Origin of the sequence: Nostoc sp. PCC 7524, assembly GCF_000316645.1 — a bacterium.
GTDB lineage: Bacteria > Cyanobacteriota > Cyanobacteriia > Cyanobacteriales > Nostocaceae > Trichormus.
In genome coordinates this window covers 3552279-3569735 of sequence record NC_019684.1, presented here as the reverse complement: position 1 = coordinate 3569735, position 17457 = coordinate 3552279, and the positions used below count along the sequence as shown (strand labels likewise).

Here is a 17457-nt window from a genome sequence, read left to right as displayed (position 1 = left end):
TATTCCTTTATGAAATAATAAAAATTTATTCTGAATCAGTGATTTAATATATTAGATTTTTAACAGCTTTTTGCTATATAAAATACAATTTCAAAAAAAATATGTGCCTCTGTACTGTAAGAACATTTCTTAAATACAAAGACACAAATAAATATACAGCACTTTTGAAGTAAGTGAGGTACATCATGAGTAATGAGTAAGAAATTTACTTATTACTCACTACTTATTACTCATTACTTTTTTCAATTAGTTGCTGTACCTCATAAACATCGAATCTGCTGTATTTCTAGGCTAGCCACAATAAATTTTTACTGTTTACTTAGTGTCACGGGAATTTCAAGAATAAATTCTGTGCCTTGTCCAAGTTCAGATTTTACCTTGATATCACCCTGATGCTCTTGAATTATTTGATAGCTAATTGATAAGCCTAGCCCGATTCCTTTATTAACTGGTTTAGTTGTAAAAAAAGGATCAAATATTTTGCTTTGTATTTCTGGATTAATGCCAACGCCATTATCTGTAATAGTAATTCTGGCTGTTTGGTAGTCAGTGATTTCAGTGTTAATGAAAATTTCTTTTTCCTGAGATTTATCATGCTGCTCTAGAACAGCATCAATGGCATTGCTCAGAATATTCATGAATACCTGATTTAGTTCTGCTGGATAACATTCAATTAGTGGTAAATTACCATACTCTTTAATAATTTTAATTTCCTGCCTGATACGATGTTTTAAAAGTAATAGTGTACTTTCAATACCCTCATGAATATTCACACTTTTTTTACCAGCTTGGTCTAACCGGGAAAAATTTCGTAATGATGAAACTATCTCACTAATACGCTCAGTTCCTAGTTTCATTGAGGCGAGGAGCTTAGGTATATCTTCTATAATAAACTCAAGATTAATATCTATAATTTTTTCTTGCAAAGCAGAAGTTAGTTCTGGATATTCTTGCTGATAAAAATTGATTAAATCAACCAAAGACTCAATATAGTTACTTAAATGTTTGAAGTTACCATTGATAAAATTTATGGGATTATTAATTTCATGTGCTAATCCTGCAACCATGCGGCCTAAGCCAGACATTTTTTCTGTTTGCACTAACTGGACTTGAGTTGTTTGTAATTGCCGTAAAGTATGCTCTAATTTTTGTGCTTGTAATTGGGCATTAATAGTTGTATTAGTGAGTGCTTTGAGGTTGTTGTAAGCTTTGGAATGGTAACGAATTCGAGCAATTAACTCAACTGGATCAGGTAACTTAATTAGATAATCGTTTGCACCTTCAGCAAAGGCATCTGCTTTGAGTTTCGCTTCTTCTTTGCTGGATAGCATGACAATAGGAATATCACGGGTTGCTGGGTGGGAACGAAACCAACGCAACAGCATTAACCCATCCATTTCTGGCATGACCATATCCAGTAAAATTACTGTGGGGGAAAGAGCGATCGCCTGCTGAATGGCTTGTGTTGGGTCACTTAGATAGTGAAATGAAATATTTGAATCACTAGAGAGAATCCGACAAACTGCTTCACCAATAATTAGCTGATCGTCAATTAATATAACTGTGGTTTGATCTGTGTTTAAATTTCCCCCAGATAACGCAGATTCAGGAGTATTTACTTGGAGATAATTCGGGACAGCTTGTTTGTTCTCTGGAGATAATGATATTGATTCTAATTTCATTGTTATATACTCTCAAATTATTAATAAGTCTAAAATTAGTCTTTGTATTAATATTAACTTAATTTTAAGTAATTACTGATTTTGTATCATTTTGTAAAAATCAATAATCATATCGAATTTTCAAAATATTTTTTAGCCTTAATTAAGTATTTATTGGGATATTTCCTAATAGGAATAAACAATTAAAAAATCGATATTAGTAAATTTACTGAAATTTTTATTAATAACCTCAAAATCAGGATTGACCAGTAGATAAAAACCGGGTACAAGCTGAGGCGATCGCCTCCAGTGCTAAAATCTCCACAGCCGCATTTAATTCTGCTGCCGCTTTGGGCATACCATAAACTACAGAAGTTTTGCTGTCTTGAGTGATGGTATGCCAACCTGCATCCCGCATCATTTTCAAACCTTGTGCGCCATCCCGTCCCATACCTGTAAGCAGAATTCCTATGCCTTTCCCAGTCCAGTGTTTAACTATGCTTTTAAACAAGACATCAATCGATGGATGGTAACAACAATCCGCAGATTCTTGCTCATACTCAAGGGTCAGGTTGGGACGTAGGACAAGATGATGATTAGTACCAGCCAGCAAAATTTTTCCTGCTTGGGGACAAGAACCAGGACTGGCTATTTCCACAGATAGAGGAGTTTGTTCGTTTAACCAAGTAGCAAAATTGGGAGTAAACTGAGCATCTAAATGTTGGACAATGACGATCGCAGCAGGAAAATCTTGAGGAAACTGGGAGAGAACTGTTACTAATGCTTGTGGGCCACCTGTAGAAGCACCAATCGCAATCAATAATGGTAAATTATGCGATTTGTTGACTATCCTGGAACGGGGAGACTTATCAATTAGTTTGGCGATCGTAGAGATTTTTTTCAGCAGTCCTGTACTACCCTCAATAGGTGTATTGATGGCATCTAAAGCACCATAAGACATGGCTTCAAAAACTTGACCAGCATAACGGTTAACACTGGCAGTCACCATCATAATTGCACAAGGTGATTGCTTCATGATGTGCTTCGTGGCTTCGACTCCATCCATATTTGGCATCAGCACATCCATCAAGATTAAGTCCGGAGTATCGACTGCACACTTGGTCACAGCTTCTGCTCCATCATAAGCAACCCAGGCCACATCGTAGTCCGGGATTTTGGCAATGGTACGCCGTAGCGACTCTACAGCCATAACCATATCGTTAACAATGGCAATTCTCATCGATGTAATTCAAAATTAGTAAATTAAAGGTTCATCCCTCAGCAATCAAGACTTGTAGTCTCTACTATTGACCACAACAGGGTGTAGGGTGCAGGGTGTGGGGTGTGGGGGAAGAAGAGAAACTAGATTATTTTTACACCCTGCCCCGAAACCACCTTCGAGTCAAAGCCCCCACTAAAATCTCCGATTTGGTGGTCTAAAATCAGTGGTGGGTCAAGCCCCCACTGATTTCCCCTACACCCTACACCCTTCTTTTTGACTAAGCCTCACCAATCAAGTCAATAACGGCGTTTAATAAAGTGTCATCATGAAAACTACTCTTAGTCAGATAGTAGTTTGCACCGGCTTCTAAGCCATGAATTCTGTCTGCTTCTCGGTCTTTGTAGGAAACGATAATTACAGGAATATGCTTTAACTTGGCATGGTTTTTGATTTGGCTGGTAAGTTCAAAACCATTCATTCTTGGCATATCAATGTCGGTAATTACCAAATCATAATCACTGCTGCGAATGGCGTTCCAGCCATCCATACCATTGACCGCTACTTCGACTTTGAAACCCTTGTTTTCTAAGAGTTTACGCTCCATTTCGCGGACTGTAATGGAATCATCTACCACCAAGACACGTTTGTAAGTTTTGGCAACTGCTTGTTGAGTGGAGTGATTTACCTGGCTGAGTTGTCCACTAGCCAGCACCTTGGCAATGGAACGAACTAAATCTTCAATATCAATAATTAATACTGGTGAACCATCATCCATTAAGGCGGCGGCACTAATGTTAGGAACTTTACCCAGACGGGGGTCGAGGGGACGGACAACTAAACTACACTCACCAATAAAACGGTCAATTACTACACCATAACGGCTGAGGCGATCGCTAATAATTACTACTGGCAGTAATTCGGGATTTACTACCTGTGCTGGCAACTCTAAAACTTGATGGGCTGAGATTAAGGCTACTGCTTGGTCGTTTAACATGAAAAACGGCTGATTCTCGGACACCACAATTGCCGACTTGAGAATCATCACCACCTGATCAATACGTGCCAACCCAAAAGCATAAGCTTCGTTAGCAATCTCCACCACTAGAGTACGTAATACTGAGAGGGTTAGGGGTAGCTGTAAGTAAAACGCCATACCAAACCCTGGCTGAGAAACCGCCCGCAAACTGCCGCCAAGTTCCCGGACTGTGCTGTGCGCCACATCTAAACCAACACCCCGACCAGAAATTTCTGTTACTGTCTTAGTGGTGGAGAACCCAGGTAAAAATAAAAACTCCATTAACTCGGCTTCTGTTAATTGGGCGGCCATTTCTGGCGTAGTCAGGTTTTTTCTGGCAATCTCCTGACGCAAAAATTCTAAATCTATACCCCGTCCATCATCTGACACAGTAATTAACAACATTCCCGCACGATGGACAACTTCAATCCGAATTGTTCCTGTTTCTGACTTACCTACTGCTACACGTTCTTGGGGTGTCTCAATGCCGTGATCAATAGCATTTCGCAAAATATGAGTTAAAGGCACTTCTAGACGTTCTAAAATGTCTCGGTCTACCAGCGTCGATTTACCAACAATGTCTAGTTTTATACGTTTACCTAATTGCCTAGCCATGTCCCGCACCATGCGCGGAAAACCTTGTCCTCCTTCGCCAAAGGGACTCATGTGTGTGGCGATGACTTGGCGATATAGCCGATCTGCGAGGTTGGTAGAACGCTGAGAATATAACTCTAGTTCATTATGGCGATCGCCTAACAGCTGGCGACATTCACTAGCAGTTTGACGTACTGCACTCATTTTTTCCTGGATCTGGCGTTCTAATAAATGCCGAGAATTATTACTTAATAGTTCTTCTAACCCTTCCAATAAGCCGAATAACTGCGTCTGCCTAGTTTTTAATTTTAGGAGTGAGTCAGCAAAGGTTTCCAGCCATTTAGCTTCAACTAATGACTCTCCAGCTAATCCCATCAAGCGGTTAAGATTATCTGCACCCACCCGCACAGCTCGGTTTTGTACGACTTCAGCCTTGGACACAGGGGTAAATACTTGAGATGGTGGGACAACCCAAGCTGATGCTGTTTCTGGTTGTGGAAATTCTACTGGTACAGTTTGACTAGCAGGCTGAGAATTGAGAATATTAGCGATCGCAGTAACTAAAGATTGAATCTTGGCTGCCTCTGGCAATTGGGGGTGAGAGTTACCGTCACAAGCTTCACCTATATGTAGCAGCATATCCGCAGCCGCCAACAGCACATCAATATCAGCCGCAGTGAGCCGGATTTGTCCCGTCTGGGCTGCAACAAAACAGTCTTCCATTGCATGAGCTAGGGTAACAACGGCATTAAGTTGTACAATCCTCGCCGCTCCTTTAATAGAATGAGCTGCCCGCATTAAGGCTGCTAAGTCTTCCTGGGGTTGGGGTTGAGTTTCCAGTGCCAATAGGCGATCGTTTAATATCGCTACCTGGGTTTTTACCTCCATGCTGAATAAATCCAGCAAGGAAAATTGACTATAATCAGTTTCTTTTGTCATCGCCACACCTTTCTATTTAAGGTGGTAAATAGTAATTCCTCATCCAAATAGCCCAGACTGTTCTCTCGCCAATAGAAAAACCCTTTGGTAAAGTTGTGAGTTGTCGCCGTCATGCTATTTGGCGTATCTCGTAATTCATGTTGATGAAATCGCTGTACGCCATACAGTTCGTCTACAGGAAATACCCAAACACTACCCGCCTTTTCCACCACCACCATACGTGGGTACACCACAGGACTCAAAGCTGCTACGGGAGTATCAACCGTTTCCAGATTCAGCAAATGAGTTAAGGAGACACACAATTGTAGTTCACCACGAATATTTACCAATCCTCGTAATATTTGATTACTCCGATGGGGTAGGTTATGAATCAAAGTTGGAGATATGGTTTCTTTAAAAACTTGTGTAGAAAGTGCCAGCCATTCTCTTTGTAAACGAAAGATGACGACTGTGAGAGTTGCTGTAGTGATTAAGGTGTCAGCATCATCTCCCCGTTGCTCAGAAAATAACTCAGTCCACTCATAGCGATAGTTGTCAGGTATGGTGCGCTCTAGTAACTGACGACCAATATTTGAGTAAACAGGACAGTTCCGACAATGGATAAAATTAGATAACTCTGGACAAGAGCGATCGCCTGTAATACCGATGAGATTGTAACAATTATTCATAGCGAACAGGGAGGTGAGAAGCAGAGGTGCAGAAGAGCAGGAAAAAAACTATTGACTATTGACTAACAGCCCTAATTTTGAAGCGGGAAATTTCTTGGCGTAACCCGTGAGCAACTTGGTTGAGTTGAGAAATAGCATGATTAATTTCTCTCAAGGAAGCGGCTGTTTGAGAAGAGGTATTGCTTAACTGTGTCATCGCTTCACTAATTTGTTGCGCTCCTTGAGATTGCGTTTCCATCCCCTGACTTACAACTTCAAATCGCGGGGTCAAATCCTGCACTTGCTCAATAATTTGTCCTACTTGAGTGCTAATATTGGCAACATCTTCCACAGTGCGTCCTACTTCTGTGGCGAACTTATCCATTTCCATAACGCCTGTAGACACAGAAGATTGCATTTGTTTGACCATTTGCTCAATGTCGAGAGTAGCAACTGCGGTTTGGTCTGCTAATCGGCGAATTTCCCTAGCAACCACAGCAAAACCTAAACCATACTCACCCGCTTTTTCTGCTTCAATTGCCGCATTCAAAGACAACAAATTTGTTTGATCTGCAACTTTGGTAATTGTGACCACAATATTGTTGATATTGTTAGCTTTCTCACTAATTACTCCCAACCTAGACGCGATGGAATTAGTTGCTTCTGCCAGTTGACGCATTGTAGATTCCATCCGCAACAAATCTTTTTGACTATCACTGGCTGCGATGGTTGTACTTTGCGACATAGCCGCCACTTCTTCCATTGTTTTGGCAAGTTCTCTGGAAGTGGCAGAAATTTCTTTCGCTGCTGCCGCTACCTGATTGGTTGAGGCTACCTGCTCTGTTAGAGTGGCTTCTAATTGTTTACCTGATGCAGCTATTTGTGTGGCCGAAGAAGTTGCTTGAATACCAGACTGTTGTACTTGACGAATCAGATTATTAAGATTTTTTGCCATGTCTTTTAAAGTAGACATGAGCTTACCAATAACATCAGTTGAATTTGCTTCGACTTCAATTGTTAAATCACCATCAGAAACTTTTTCAGCTAAAGTAAAAGCATTTTGTAAAGAACGACTCAAAGCTCGCCCAGGAATTAGAATAATAGCAAGGCAAACTGATATTACTGTGAGGATAATACATATCAGACTTCCCCAAATAACTAAGTCAGCAAAATTTTGAAGTTGATTAACTTGCTTTTGCTGTTCTTTTAATTTATCATCTTCAATTTGCAGAGTCTTTTCTATTTCCTGCCTGATTTCATCCATAAGAATTTTACCTTTATTGGCAGAAAAATAATTCAGCAGTTCTTTTTCCTTACCAAGTCTTTTAAGGTAAATTGTTTCTTCCGAAATTTTAATTTTTTGTTTAGATAACTCTTGGATTTTATTGAGAATTTTCAGTTCTTCATGATCATCTCTAAAATCTCGTTCCATTTGAGTTAAATTACTATTTAATTTTTCTTTTGCTTTGTAAAAAGGTTCTAAATACTCTTCTTCCTTGGTAATAATAAATCCTCGTTGTCCTGTTTCGGAATCAACTAAAAGTTTTTCTAGTTCTTTTAAATTTGTTTTTAAAGCGTAAGTTTCACTAAGGAGATTTGAATTAGTTACCAATTCTTGATTCGTTTTTTTTGTAATGTAAGTTGTAACGCTAGTTAATATAACTATCAACCCACATCCAGCTATGACAAAATGGTTAAGTTTTAAACCTTGTTGCATATATTTACTACATCCTCAAATGCTGTAAAAAAAAGTTTATTTAATTTACAGAAATTTAATACATAACAAACTGGTCATCAAGACATAGAAATGCCTTATGACTGCAAGGTTTCCCATACAAACTACGAGACAAACAGTTTTTAAACAAATAATATATAACTTAATAATTCATGATTTTTTGGGGAAATGCTACTACTGCGCCTCATAATTTATCGGCGATTATGGAGTCGGCGAATGCGCTGCCAAAGAAGATTAGCATTAGTCACATCCCCCTGATGTTCTCGTAGTAATGCTAAATGAATTAAAGCTTCTTCGTAAGTAGGTTGCAGGTAAACTGCTTTTTGAAATGATGCTGCGGCTTCTTCATTTTGACCCATCGCTTGTTGCACTTGACCAAGCAGTACATGAGCTTCAACACTAATCAAATTTTTGCTTATATAGTCTTGACAAAGTTGACAGGCTTGCGAAAGAGAGCCTTGGTTAGCTAGAGTCCTAGCGGTATCTAGTAAGTTTGCCTGCTGAATTTGTTGTTTGTGTGGTTGGGGATGGCGAGCAATATGTTGTTTGTGTTGAATTGGATGATGCTTTTTGTGTTCATTGCCACTATTCTGTTTTGCTACAGAACATAAAATATTCGCTTTACGATAAGCAAAAGCCAAAGAGTGACGCACCGAAGTAAAGCGAGAGTTGAGTAACAAACCTGTTTCCGCATGACCAACAAACAACAAACCATCCTGAATTAGTAACCGTTCCAAGGTGCGGATAGTACGTTCTTTGGTATCGGGGTCAAAATAAATCAGCAAGTTGCGACAAAAAACAATATCATAAGGTGCAGCACCAACCAAAAAATCGAGATCAGCTAAATTGCCTTGGCGAAAATGTACTAAATTCCTTACCTGTTCACATAGCTGATATCCCGCCTCAGTTGCTTGAAAATACTGTTCTTGAAAAGATAAAGTATTGTCACGAAAGGAATATTTTCCGTAAATTGCTCTTTGAGCAGATAACAAACACTTCTTGCTAATATCAACAGCATCAATGTGGAAGTTAGCCTGATTTAACCCAGTTTTTAAAAGAGCGATCGCAATTGAATAAGGTTCTTCACCAGTAGAACACGGCACGCTCAAAACCCGCAATACTCTTTGAGGCTGAGTTCTCAACCACTCAGATTGAATATATTTTTGTAAAAACTTAAACGATTCTCGCTCCCGAAAAAACCAAGTTTCTGGAACAATCACACTGTCAATCAGTGCTTCCCATTCCAAGTTAGATTCCTGCAATTGTTCCAAGTAGCAGGCTATATCTGTGATTTTGCCATCCGCCATCCTCTGCTCAATAGCTCTAGTAATGCTGGCGGAGCCTATTGAATTTGCATCTAAACCAATTTTTTGTCTGAGTAAAGCTTCGCCATCAGAATACGTCATGTTTTCAGCGATGGGTGATGATGACTTGTGGTAAATACACTATTTAGTTAGCTGGCAAAAAATCAACCTGTTCAGCCTCTGATAACAAATGTTCAATCCGCAGACATTGAATTATGCCTTGTTCATCTAGGATCATCTTACCCAAATAGGGTGCTGTACCTATCTGGACATTGGCATCAACTAACTGTAGATTCGGTTTATGCAATGTTTCTACAACTCGTTCTGCTATTAAACCAATCACAGACACCGATGAAGTTGCAGTTGTAGATAATACAGACGACTTTGCAGTATTCTCTCCCTGAGAATTTACCAGAATCATCCGAGAACTCAAATGTTCACAGCAGGGTTTACCTGCCATCAACTGACATAAATCCAGTACAGGAATAATCTGCCCTCGATAATTAAATACACCAGCAAAATACTCAGGTGCATGAGGAAGGGTTTTGAGGGTGACAAGTGGTAAAACTTCGACAACCTGTTGGCTAGGGAGAGCGTAACACTGACTATTTATGTAGAAGAGCAACATTAGCATCTATCCACCTCACCCAGCCTCAAAAAGTTTGTCCCCTCTAAGATAGCCGCATGACTTCAGAAGTGAAAACCCTATTCTTGGTAAACTAAATCTAATTGAGAATGGTAGCCTTGAGCAGTTCAAAGACAAAATAGCGATCGCAGACTAACTTAAATTAACTATTCTAAAAACTATACGTTAATTCCCGTAGAGTTTTAGTAGAACTTACTCATTCTTATTCTCCGTAGGGGTAGAAGTCTCTGTAGAAGTTGTCGATGAAGAAGGTTGAGATTGCGATGGCTGACGAGAACGACGTAAAGCATTCCGCAACCTACTTGCACTAGAAGATGAGGCTTCTTGTGTCTGGTTCCTGCGCCGCCGTCGATTTGCAGTTGGTTGTGGTTGTGATGTAGGCGATGCTTGGGTAACTGGAAGCTCACGCCGCGCTCTACGTAGAGAATTGCGAATGCTTCTCTGATTTTCAGATGTCCTAGTGTTAGTGGTTGAGGCTGTTGATGGTCGGGTATCTGGAGATGATGTAGGAGATAATCGCCGCCGTCTGATTCTATTTTCTGTATTATTTGATGTTCGTGAACTTTGTTGATTACTCACAGCTTCTTCTGTAGTATTTGCACTAGCAGCTGTGGTTCGTTGTCTTGCTTGTGCTTGTCTTTGTCTTTTGCGTTCTTGCAGTTCGCGATAACGCCGGGAACCTGTAATGGCATATTCAGTGGCGATAGATACTCCCTGTCTACCATTAGCAGCAGGTTTTAATTTCCAGTTACGTGCTTGTCTAATGGTTTCTTCGTCCAAGTCACGATTACCACTAGAGTTCACAATCCTGACATTAGTGACGTTACCTTTTTCATCAGTATCAACAGCTACTTCAACTTTACCTTCTATACCTCGTCTTCTAGCAGATTCGGGATACCTAGTGCTGCACTCACGACAAGCTGCACGACCATTTCCTGCTCTGGAAGAGTCATTGCCACTATTATTGCCTGATGGTGATTCTATTTTGACAGAACTTGGGGCTGTAGCTACTGTGTCACTGCTTCTTCTGCGCCTGTTAGTAACATTCAAGCCAGTGTCAGCAGTATTGCCAGTATTTACCGCGACATTAGAACCTATACTAGCAGAGTTATTTGACTCTGCTACAGTATCACTATTACTACTGTTTCCCTGAGTTGCTCTAGTATCTCTGATACCACTTAACAAACTTCTTAATTTGTCACTGCTTGGTGCTACAGGTTGGGTTGTCGTTTGTTGGGTATTGCTAGGTTCAGATGTGAGGACTCTTTGGGGTTGTGCTGTTGACTGTGGTTTTTCAGGCGCTTTGCTTGGAACTGGGGGAGTTTTGAGGTTACTTACTGGCTCAGTTTTTAATTTTAGAGGAGTAATAGCCACCGGAGCAGCTTGAGGTTGTGGTTGAGGTGCTAATGCAATTTCGCTGGGACTGCTAACCTCTGGTGTCACCCGGCGTATAGGAGTTTCCGGCTGAGGTTTTGGTTCAGGTTTTATCTCTTTTGGTGTTGGTTCTGTTTCTACAGTCGGCGACTCAACTATTGTTACCTCTAGAGGTTCAGCTTCGACTTCAGCAGTTTTCCGCAACAGATTTCCTATACCTATGGTCAATATACCAATATGCAATGCCACCGAGCCAATCAGACTGTAAACCAGAAAAGACCTGAGAGCCTCAGTTTCTTTGGAACGCTGCTCAACAGCTATGCCCGAAAAGGTCATAATTTATTGCAACTTAATATTACTAACTTAGATATAGTAGAATGCTTAGATACAAATATCAAGTAATTAATTAATCAAGTTACTAGCTGTATTAAATAGCTAGAAAATAGTTATAAAGACTTATTGAGCGATTTTTTTAGGAAAACCATTACATCTTAATTGCAAAGATTAGCATATTCTTTGAAAGTATCTTGACAATAACTCTCAATTTGTCTGAGTATGCTAGTAGTTTTTGTGTTTGTGGGATAACGAGGCTTTGCATGGGAATTAAGAATCTGTTCACTGCTGGTGGCGTAGTTATGTGGCCGCTATTGGTGTTTTCTATATTGGCAGTAGCGTTAATTATTGAACGTGTCAGGTTTTGGCTGAGAATACATAACCGTCAAAGTCGTGTAATCGCAGAGGTATTGAAGCTCTATCGCTTAGACAATGTAGTAGGTGCAATAGATAAACTCCGACAAAATGCAGATTTGCCTCTTGCACGGGTTTTTTTAGCAGCGTTGGAATTAGAAGAACCAACTCCAGAAGAATTTCGTTTAGCTTTAGAAAGTGAAGCACAAGCTGAGATACCTATACTCAAACGCTTTCAAAATATCTTTGACACCATTATCGGTTTAGCACCACTATTAGGTTTGTTAGGTACAGTATTAGGATTGATTACTTCCTTCGCTTCTTTGGATATTGGGGATGTGGGAGGTACAAAAACCGCAGACGTGACAGCTGGGATCAGTGAAGCTTTGGTGTCTACAGCTGCCGGGTTGATTGTGGCTATATTCGCATTGTTTTTCGCCAACTCCTTTCGCGGACTTTATAGCCGACAAATGGCGTTGTTTCAGGAATATGGGGGACAGTTAGAATTACTCTATCGTCGCCGCTATGAACGAGGAGAAAAAGCCTATGCGCCTACAAGATGACGCTGATATTCCAGCACAGATCAATATTGTGCCGATGATCGATGTGATTTTTGCGATTTTGACATTTTTTATTATGTCAACGCTGTTTTTAACTAGGTCACAAGGGTTGCCAGTAAATTTACCGAAAGCAGCAACAGCCAATCAACAGCAAGTACCCACAAAAATCACGATCACGGTTGACGAAAAAGGAGAAGTTAGCTTGAATCGTCAACCAGTTCTAGTGAATTCTCTAGCAGAACAAATACGTAATTTAGCTGGTGCTAACTCAGAAGCTTTAGTAGTTATTAATGCTGATGAGAGAGTAGGACACGGTAAAGTTGTAGCAGTGATGGATCAGGTACGGCAGGTAAAGGGAGCAAAATTAGCGATCGCTACCCAGAAGCAGTAATTTTGGGACTGGGGACTGGGGACTGGGGACTGGGGATTAGGAAACAGAGGGAGAATTATTGCCTATTGCCTATTTCCTATTGCCTATTGCCCATTACCCATTACCCATTACCTATTACCTGATCTTTTTACTTCCGGTTTTTGATACTTACCCGGATATTTACGTTGGAAATAGTCTTCCATGATTTGTAAAATCATGGGAGCTGCAAGGCTACCACCACCACCACCAGAATGTTCCGCAAAGGCGACAATGAGAATTTCTGGCTGATCAGCAGGGGCGTAAGCTCCGAACCAAGCATGATTTTGCTTGACACCACGCTTCCAGGCTTCAGCTGTGCCACTTTTACCAGCAACTGGGGGAACAGTGGGTTGATTTAAAACTTGGCCTGTACCTTCAGTGATCACTTTACGCAATCCTTCACGCAGAAGTTTCATCGTCGATGGCTTGATATGGACAGGTTCTCGCCAGCTTTTGGCTTCTTCATTATCTTTAAGCAAATGTGGTTGGACGCGATCGCCACCATTAGCTGGGACAGCAAACATCACTGCCACTTGTAAAGGCGTACTTAATAAAGCACCTTGACCAATAGACATATTAATAGTGTCGCCTACAGTCCAAGGCATCTTGCGAACTTTCCGTTTCCATGCGTCATCCGGGACTAAACCCTTTGATTCTTCCGAAGTGAACTCAAAGCCTGTTTTTTCGCCAAAGCCATACTTGCGAGTCCATTTAATCAGAGTCGGCCCGCCAATTCCCTTAGCAATTTGATAGAAGAAAGTATCACTACTCCACTGCATTGCTCCTACAAAACCCAATGGGCCGAAACCAGCGTGATTCCACTCACCAAATCTAGTTCCACCAATAGTTAAAGAACCGTAGGTTTGCAGCACTGTGTTAGGGGAAAACTTACCCGATTCTAGTCCGGCGGTTTTGGTGACAATTTTAAAGGTGCTGGCAGGAGGGAAGGCACTGAGGGCGCGATTAACTAGGGGGTGGTCTGCACCTTGTACAGATTCCCAGTCTTTTTGTGAAAGTTTTTGCTTGGAGAAAATATTGGGATCAAAAGTGGGGTGAGACACCATCGCTAAAACAGCACCATTTTTGGGATCAAGGGCGATAATTGAACCATTGCGAGTTCCCAAGGCTTTTTCTGCTGCTAGTTGTACATTTAAATCTATAGTCAGGTGAATGTCATTACCGGGTTTGGCCTGTTTCTCTCCCAAAACCCGCAGGGGTCTACCTGCACCATCAACTTCTACCTGCTGACCTCCCCATTCACCCCGCAGTGTTGTTTCAAAGGCTTTTTCTGCTCCCATCTGCCCAATCACATCGCCCAAACGGTAGCCTTCTTTTCGCTTTTCTTGTAATTGTTCAGCCGTGAGTTCTCTTGTATAGCCCAGCACATGAGCTAATTCCCTACCGTGGGGATAGTAACGCACAGCCTCCGTATGTATTTCTACATTTTGGAGTTCATTCTCATACTCTTTCATAGCGGTGATTTGGGCTTCGTTCAAATCACGAGCAATCCGAATTAATGAAGACGAGTTAGCACCAGCTTCTTGTAACTTCTTTTCTATATCTTCTTGAGGGATATCTAAGATTTTCGCCAAACGCGGCCCGACAACTGTCCAAGAGGGTTTGGTATGTGCCATTGGCCAGAGATATACAGAACGGGGATAACGTGTACTGGCTAGAAGTTTGCCATTGCGGTCAAAAATATTGCCCCTCTCTGGATGTTTAGGAATGATCCGAATTCGATTTGCCTCTGCTCGCTGGCGGTGGTTTTCTCCTTCCACAATTTGTAAATATGCCAAGCGCACACCGATCCCAGTCGTCATTAATAGGGTAAAGATAATCAAAAATATAGATTGATAACTACGTCCGACTGTACGGGTATTTTTTTGTCCACTAAGGGGAGAAAGTGGTTGTAATAAAGCCATAGTAAGAGAATGAGTTATGACGATTGGGATACGATGCTGCTCACATCCTATCGATTATTGATGGTGAAATAAACCGCTATGGGCTACACAAATAGCGATTGGTTGTGTGATTGCCTAGGGCATTGGCACTGTCTGAGGATTTTACTCAGAATTATGGCTCCAACTATGATGCCAAATTAGGAATTAAATCTATGTCCATCAGTTTATCAATTGAGAGATAGGCTGAATATCATACTTTTGAATCTCATACCACTTACGCGGACGGCAAAAGCGAAAAGTCAAAGAACAGCACAAGGGATGGGTATTCGTTGTATATAGTTCCCAGAAACTACTAACCAATTTTGAGCGTGTAACAATTGGGAACATTCTTTTCTGCACAGTTGTTGTCGGCGGATACAATAAACCCAAGTGTGATTTTTGTTCTACTTAATAGGCTACATTAGATGACAAAATCACGTAAACTCGCGGCATTCTACTGAGGATTATGGCTCAAACTGTGACCCAGCACCAGAAAGGAATTGTGGCTTTTCAGCCGCTTGATGTTGAACTGCGTAACGTGTTCAAGTTTTTCAATCAAGAACCAGCAGTACACGGAGTAGATTTAGATATCAGACAGGGAGAGTTTTTTAGTATTTTGGGGCCTTCTGGGTGTGGTAAAACAACCACACTCCGTTTAATTGCTGGGTTTGAAAGGGTTGATGCTGGCAAGTTATTGATTCAGGGTCAGCCGATGACTAATGTACCGCCTTACCGTCGCCCTGTGAATACAGTTTTTCAAAGTTATGCTCTGTTTAACCATCTGAATGTGTGGAATAATATTGCCTTTGGATTACGCCTCAAAAAAGAGAAACTCCGTAAAGCCGAAATTGAAAGTCGAGTCAACGAAGCTTTAAGGCTGGTAAAAATGGAAAGTTTGCGATCGCGCTTTCCTAGTCAACTTTCTGGTGGTCAACAGCAAAGGGTAGCTTTGGCTAGGGCTTTAGTCAATCGTCCGGCTGTGGTGCTTCTAGATGAACCTTTGGGAGCATTAGATTTAAAACTGCGTAAGGAAATGCAGGTTGAGTTATCTAATTTACACAAAGGTCTGGGTTTAACTTTCATCATGGTGACGCACGACCAAGAAGAAGCGTTATCGTTGAGCGATCGCATCGCTGTGATGAATCAAGGCAAAATCGAGCAAATTGGTACTCCCTGTGAAATTTACGAACGCCCCAAGACATCTTTTGTAGCGGATTTTATTGGCGATACCAATTTATTTAGTGGTGAAATCACAGATGTAGAAGCGTCTACAGTCAAAATTGTCACAAAAACTGGATTGACTATTGTCGTCAATCGGACAGAAGATACACCAACGGAATTATTAAAAGCTGTAGTAGTTAGTGTACGTCCAGAAAAAATTCAGCTGTCCTTATATCAGCCCAGTGTAGAGAACAACTGTTTTGAAGGACGGCTAGTCAATGTGATGTATTTAGGAACTCACGTTAATTATGTCGTGGAATTAATTAACGGTATTAGTCTGAATGTTTTACAACCAAACACCTTTGGTAGTTTGCCAGATCGCGATACACCTATATATGCTTGGTGGGCAGAAGAAGATTGTATAGCGATTGACTAATCACTCATGACTAACAGACGCAAATTTTTACAAGGAGTAACAGCACTTTCTACTTTATCTTTAAGTGGATGTGGCTGGAAGTTGGCTGATGTGAGGGCTGCTACTAGCTCTGGTCGCACTGACCAATTATATCTTTATACTTGGACGCAATATTCTGACAAAAAACTACTGCAAACCTTTAGTACCCAAACTGGGATGAAGGTACAGGTAGATCCTTATGATTCTAATGAAGTGATGCTAGCGAAACTGTTAGCTAGCGGTGGTGGTACTTATAGCCTGATTTACCCATCTGATTATATGGTGCAGAAGATGGTAGACAGGGATTTATTAATAGAATTACAACACGATCGCCTGATTGGTTTAGAGAATTTATTTCCGCAGTTTCAAAACCCCACTTACGACCCTAAAAACCGTTATAGTATCCCCTTCAATTGGGGAACAACAGGTTTACTATATAACTCGGAAATCCTGAAACAAGCACCGGAAGATTGGAATTATCTCTGGCAAAATCAAGCCTTACTCAATAAGCGCATGACATTATTAAATGATGTGCGGGAAGTCATGGGTGCAGTTTTAAGAATGTTGGGTTATTCTTACAACTCACAAAATGAAAATGAAATCAAACAAGCTTATGAAAAATTAACAGAATTAAAACCTGCGATCGCTGCTTTTGATACTGATGCTTGGCAAAATCAGATGTTAGCAGGTGATTTAGTTTTAGCCATGTGTTATTCCGCAGATGCCATCAGGGTGAGTAAGGAAAACCCCAAGCTCAAATATGTAATTCCCCGCAGTGGTTCTTCATTATGGACTGACACAATGGTAATTCCTAAATCAGCACCAAATATAGATGGTGCTTATGCTTGGATAAACTTTATTTTGCAACCAGAAATAGCAGCCACCACTAGCCAAAGATTGAAAATTGCCACACCCAATAGCGCCGGATTTGAATTATTACCTAATCAAATTAAAAATAATGATGATTTGTTCCCTCCAAATGCGCTTTTGGAGAAATGTGAACGCATCAGTCCATTAGGACAATTTGAAGATATTTATGAGCGATATTGGACTCAATTAACTAGCAGTTAGGGAAAGGCAATAGGCAATAGGCAATAGGCAATAGTTTT

The 17457-nt window shown here is 40.7% G+C and carries 13 protein-coding genes; 4 read left to right on the top strand and 9 right to left on the bottom strand.

The features are described from left to right. Window positions 1-308: 308 nt before the first annotated feature. From NOS7524_RS14325 to NOS7524_RS14290, 8 genes are all read right to left on the bottom strand, one after another. Complete coding sequence (locus NOS7524_RS14325) at window positions 309-1682, bottom strand: ATP-binding protein (RefSeq protein WP_015139193.1); 1374 nt, start codon at window positions 1680-1682, stop codon at window positions 309-311. Window positions 1683-1917: 235 nt separating this feature from the next. Next, window positions 1918-2901: a chemotaxis response regulator protein-glutamate methylesterase gene (locus NOS7524_RS14320; protein ID WP_015139192.1), complete on the bottom strand. Its 984-nt coding sequence runs from the start codon at window positions 2899-2901 to the stop codon at window positions 1918-1920. A gap of 259 nt (window positions 2902-3160) precedes the next feature. Continuing rightward, window positions 3161-5431: a hybrid sensor histidine kinase/response regulator gene (locus NOS7524_RS14315; RefSeq protein ID WP_015139191.1), complete on the bottom strand. Its 2271-nt coding sequence runs from the start codon at window positions 5429-5431 to the stop codon at window positions 3161-3163. After that, a complete protein-coding gene (locus NOS7524_RS14310; RefSeq protein WP_015139190.1) occupies window positions 5428-6099 on the bottom strand; it encodes a chemotaxis protein CheW in 672 nt (223 codons plus the stop codon). Before NOS7524_RS14310 ends, NOS7524_RS14315 begins: the two co-directional genes overlap by 4 nt. A gap of 55 nt (window positions 6100-6154) precedes the next feature. Then, window positions 6155-7795, bottom strand: a complete 1641-nt coding sequence (locus NOS7524_RS14305; protein ID WP_015139189.1) for a methyl-accepting chemotaxis protein — start codon at window positions 7793-7795, stop codon at window positions 6155-6157. 209 nt (window positions 7796-8004) lie between these two features. After that, window positions 8005-9219, bottom strand: coding sequence for a CheR family methyltransferase (locus tag NOS7524_RS14300; RefSeq protein WP_015139188.1), 1215 nt, complete (start codon window positions 9217-9219; stop codon window positions 8005-8007). Window positions 9220-9262: 43 nt separating this feature from the next. After that, a complete protein-coding gene (locus NOS7524_RS14295; protein WP_235622345.1) occupies window positions 9263-9745 on the bottom strand; it encodes a chemotaxis protein CheW in 483 nt (160 codons plus the stop codon). A 210-nt stretch (window positions 9746-9955) separates the two neighbouring features. Continuing rightward, complete coding sequence (locus NOS7524_RS14290) at window positions 9956-11473, bottom strand: energy transducer TonB (RefSeq protein WP_015139186.1); 1518 nt, start codon at window positions 11471-11473, stop codon at window positions 9956-9958. A gap of 260 nt (window positions 11474-11733) precedes the next feature. Between NOS7524_RS14290 and NOS7524_RS14285 the strand changes: the two genes are divergently transcribed. Both NOS7524_RS14285 and NOS7524_RS14280 read left to right on the top strand, forming a co-directional pair. After that, window positions 11734-12387 carry a MotA/TolQ/ExbB proton channel family protein gene (locus NOS7524_RS14285; protein WP_015139185.1) on the top strand — a complete coding sequence of 218 codons (654 nt, stop codon included), beginning with the start codon at window positions 11734-11736 and terminating at the stop codon, window positions 12385-12387. Continuing rightward, window positions 12371-12775, top strand: coding sequence for an ExbD/TolR family protein (locus NOS7524_RS14280; RefSeq protein WP_015139184.1), 405 nt, complete (start codon window positions 12371-12373; stop codon window positions 12773-12775). Before NOS7524_RS14285 ends, NOS7524_RS14280 begins: the two co-directional genes overlap by 17 nt. Before the next feature lie 107 nt (window positions 12776-12882). Here the strand turns inward: NOS7524_RS14280 and mrdA are convergent, their stop codons facing one another. Then, window positions 12883-14715, bottom strand: coding sequence for a penicillin-binding protein 2 (mrdA, locus tag NOS7524_RS14275; protein WP_015139183.1), 1833 nt, complete (start codon window positions 14713-14715; stop codon window positions 12883-12885). Window positions 14716-15199: 484 nt separating this feature from the next. Here mrdA and NOS7524_RS14270 point away from each other — a divergent pair, with 484 nt between their 5' ends. After that, entirely contained in the window at window positions 15200-16330 is a 1131-nt protein-coding gene (locus NOS7524_RS14270; protein WP_015139182.1) for an ABC transporter ATP-binding protein, read from the top strand. A gap of 6 nt (window positions 16331-16336) precedes the next feature. Next, window positions 16337-17419 carry a polyamine ABC transporter substrate-binding protein gene (locus NOS7524_RS14265; RefSeq protein WP_015139181.1) on the top strand — a complete coding sequence of 361 codons (1083 nt, stop codon included), beginning with the start codon at window positions 16337-16339 and terminating at the stop codon, window positions 17417-17419. The last annotated feature ends 38 nt before the right edge of the window (window positions 17420-17457 follow it).

Excerpts from the sequence above, each read along its gene's own strand:
- NOS7524_RS14325 (WP_015139193.1), bottom strand. The coding sequence starts at position 1,682 with ATGAAATTAGAATCAATATCATTATCTCCAGAGAACAAACAAGCTGTC.
- NOS7524_RS14320 (WP_015139192.1), bottom strand. The coding sequence starts at position 2,901 with ATGAGAATTGCCATTGTTAACGATATGGTTATGGCTGTAGAGTCGCTA.
- NOS7524_RS14315 (WP_015139191.1), bottom strand. The coding sequence starts at position 5,431 with ATGACAAAAGAAACTGATTATAGTCAATTTTCCTTGCTGGATTTATTC.
- NOS7524_RS14310 (WP_015139190.1), bottom strand. The coding sequence starts at position 6,099 with ATGAATAATTGTTACAATCTCATCGGTATTACAGGCGATCGCTCTTGT.
- NOS7524_RS14305 (WP_015139189.1), bottom strand. The coding sequence starts at position 7,795 with ATGCAACAAGGTTTAAAACTTAACCATTTTGTCATAGCTGGATGTGGG.
- NOS7524_RS14300 (WP_015139188.1), bottom strand. The coding sequence starts at position 9,219 with ATGACGTATTCTGATGGCGAAGCTTTACTCAGACAAAAAATTGGTTTA.
- NOS7524_RS14295 (WP_235622345.1), bottom strand. The coding sequence starts at position 9,745 with ATGTTGCTCTTCTACATAAATAGTCAGTGTTACGCTCTCCCTAGCCAA.
- NOS7524_RS14290 (WP_015139186.1), bottom strand. The coding sequence starts at position 11,473 with ATGACCTTTTCGGGCATAGCTGTTGAGCAGCGTTCCAAAGAAACTGAG.
- NOS7524_RS14285 (WP_015139185.1), top strand. The coding sequence starts at position 11,734 with ATGGGAATTAAGAATCTGTTCACTGCTGGTGGCGTAGTTATGTGGCCG.
- NOS7524_RS14280 (WP_015139184.1), top strand. The coding sequence starts at position 12,371 with ATGCGCCTACAAGATGACGCTGATATTCCAGCACAGATCAATATTGTG.
- mrdA (WP_015139183.1), bottom strand. The coding sequence starts at position 14,715 with ATGGCTTTATTACAACCACTTTCTCCCCTTAGTGGACAAAAAAATACC.
- NOS7524_RS14270 (WP_015139182.1), top strand. The coding sequence starts at position 15,200 with ATGGCTCAAACTGTGACCCAGCACCAGAAAGGAATTGTGGCTTTTCAG.
- NOS7524_RS14265 (WP_015139181.1), top strand. The coding sequence starts at position 16,337 with ATGACTAACAGACGCAAATTTTTACAAGGAGTAACAGCACTTTCTACT.